General features: G+C 50.6%; 1 protein-coding gene. It reads left to right on the top strand.

Annotation, left to right across the window (positions count from 1 at the left end):
• Positions 1-149 precede the first annotated feature (149 nt).
• On the top strand, positions 150-2,252 hold a 2,103-nt coding region (locus RMO35_RS07400), incomplete at its 3' end, for a substrate-binding domain-containing protein (protein ID WP_309739775.1).

Genomic DNA, 2,252 nt, shown 5'->3' with positions numbered 1-2,252 from the left:
AGTTTAGAGCATGTCCAAACAATCAAATTGCTAGCTTGTTTTCGGTTGCTGGTTATACATTTGCTTTACAAAGCATTTATTGAGTATCTATTCAGACAACAGATCTAAGCTATTGTTGATTACAATATCCACAAACCTAGTTGTTACAAATGAAACAGCAAAGTAGTTCAATCGTAACTCTAGCACTAATCTTAGCGGCTGGTGGCACTAACCTCAAAGCTATTGCCCAAACTGCCGCCGATAAGTTCCCTTTACCTGCCTCTGTGGCATCAGGAACTAAAGTGCAGCTCGATGGCTCCAGTAGTATGCAGGCTGTCAATCAGGGACTCAAAGAGCGATTTGAAAAACAGTTTTCCGGCACGAATGTCACGGTGCCTACCCAGTATCAGGGTAGCGATAGCGGTGTCAAAGCCATCGCCGAAGACAAAGCCGATCTTGCCGGAATCGGTCGAGCGCTCACTCCAGCCGAGAAAGCTCAAGGTATAACCGCCAAATCGATCGGCAGATCCAAGATCGCCATTATCGTCAAAGATGGCAACCCCTATCAGGGCAATCTCACCCTCAGCGACTTTGCTAAAATTTATCGAGGGGAGGTCACTGATTGGTCGCAATTGCCTAGTGCCAAAGGTGCCAAAGGTAAAATTAAGGTCATCGATAGACCTGAAACTAGCGATACCCGCCGTGCCTTTGCTAATTACCCAGTCTTTCAAAATGGCAAGCTCAAAACTGGCAGGAATGCTCAAAAGCTGACCGAAGACTCGACCCAAGCTGTCGTCGATAAACTAGGCGACGACGGGATCGGTTACGCACCAGCAGAGCAAATCAAAGATATTAAAGGGATTAGAGCAGTTACCCTCCACGGAACGCAACCAGATAATCCAAAATACCCATTTTCACAGCCATTAGCATACGCGTACAAAAACAAAGACGGCAAAACTACCGAAGGGACGAAAGCATTCCTCGGTTATGCCAGTGCCCCAGATGGTCAAAGCGCCATCAAGGAATTGCTACCTAGCGCAGTCGCAGCAATTGCCGCTCCAGCCAGTTCGGGTGCGGCAACTACGACAACTACGGAAACTACTACTGGAACTACTGGAACTACCGGAGCGACTGAAACTACCACTCCTGGGACTAGCACCACTACCACCGAAACAACTACGACCACAGCAGCTAAACCCGAAAAAGGTGGGTTGCCTTGGTGGCTGATTTTACTGCCGATCGGTGGTTTATTACTATGGTTGCTAGGACGGAAAAAGCCGACAGACACGGTGACGACCATTACGCCACCGCCAGACGTGACCACACCGGGCATCAAACCCCTGTATCCACCACCTCCCACCCGGACAGTTAGAGGTGAAGGTTTATCGGGAGATTTATCGGGAGATTTGTCTTCCAACTTAGGCGGTTATCGTCCTTCAGGTGACTTACGATCGGGCGATTTACGATCGGGCGATCTGTCTGGAACGTTACCCCCACGCCCGAACCTCGACACCCAACCAAATATCAACTTTAATGGCGTCGTCGATTCGGTGAAAAATAAAGCTGGCGACATGAATCTCGCTGGTGGTGCCGCGATTGCTGGTGGTGCCGCAGCCGCAGCCGCTCTGGGCAAAGGGATTTTCGTTGGCGGAGCCTCTCAGAATGAGAATCGCGATGGCGTTGCGGAGATTCATCCTCCCGCCAATCCCGAGATCGACCTCTCAAATCCCCTAGAAGGCCTCACAGACAAGTCTTCCAATCTGATGCCCGATTTGGACATCAACAACCCGCTAGACGGCATTAAGGGCAAGATCGGCGACTCGATCGACGGCGTACGCGGTACGGATCTCAATCTCGAACTCCCCAATGCTAATTTAGACGGCATCCCAGCCAGAAGTGGCGATCTCAACCCCCAGGGCGATAACATTCTCGACCGGGTTGGTGACTTCCTCAAAGATGGTGGCGGAGCTGCTATCGCTGGTGGTGGTGCGGTAATTGCTGGTGGAGCCGCTTTAGCTGGTGGCGCGGGTAAATCGGTCGGTGACTTCTTTGGCGGTCAAAAAGATCTCGATCTATCGGAAGACCTCTCCCTAGAGAGCGCGAACACTAACGATCCGTTTAATTTCGGTACGCCATTAGAGTCTGCTCGGGATCGAGTTGGCGATCTGATTCCCGACTTTAATAACGATCCGTTCGACTTTGGCAACCCCTTAGAAGGGATCCAGGACAAAGCTAGCGAAATCAAAGACAACGCTGCCGATTTAATTCCTGAC

Source organism: Chamaesiphon sp. OTE_20_metabat_361 (genome assembly GCF_031364565.1).
This window is presented reverse-complemented; position numbering and strand designations above follow the sequence as displayed.